Origin of the sequence: Cohnella sp. GbtcB17 (genome assembly GCF_019091135.1) — a bacterium.
GTDB lineage: Bacteria > Bacillota > Bacilli > Paenibacillales > Paenibacillaceae > Cohnella.
Map to the genome: position 1 here is coordinate 1 of NZ_JAGXJW010000223.1, position 289 is coordinate 289.

Genomic DNA, 289 nt, shown 5'->3' on the forward strand with positions numbered 1-289 from the left:
CGCATACGTTACTTTGCCGGAGATGTCGGCTGCGCCGGCTGGAGCCGGTGCCGATGCCGATCCGGACGCCGGAGCCGATGCGCTCGCCGAAGCGCCTGCCGAACCGCTGGCCGCAGGAGACGGGGGCGCGCCTTCATTGTTGTTGCTGCCGCATGCCGCCAGACACATCGCTCCGATCAAACTCAGTACCGCGAGCTGCACGATCCGTTTCTTTGTTTGCATGTTGAGCCCACCTTGTACGTGGATGAATGATTGACCTGCCCCTCGATGCGCTCTCACGGGTGCCCCC

1 pseudogene is annotated in these 289 nt (G+C 64.0%); it reads right to left on the reverse strand.

The features are described 5' to 3' along the window. Positions 1-222 (reverse strand): annotated as a pseudogene (locus tag KVT38_RS33655) (hypothetical protein); the annotation flags it as partial. Positions 223-289 lie beyond the last annotated feature (67 nt).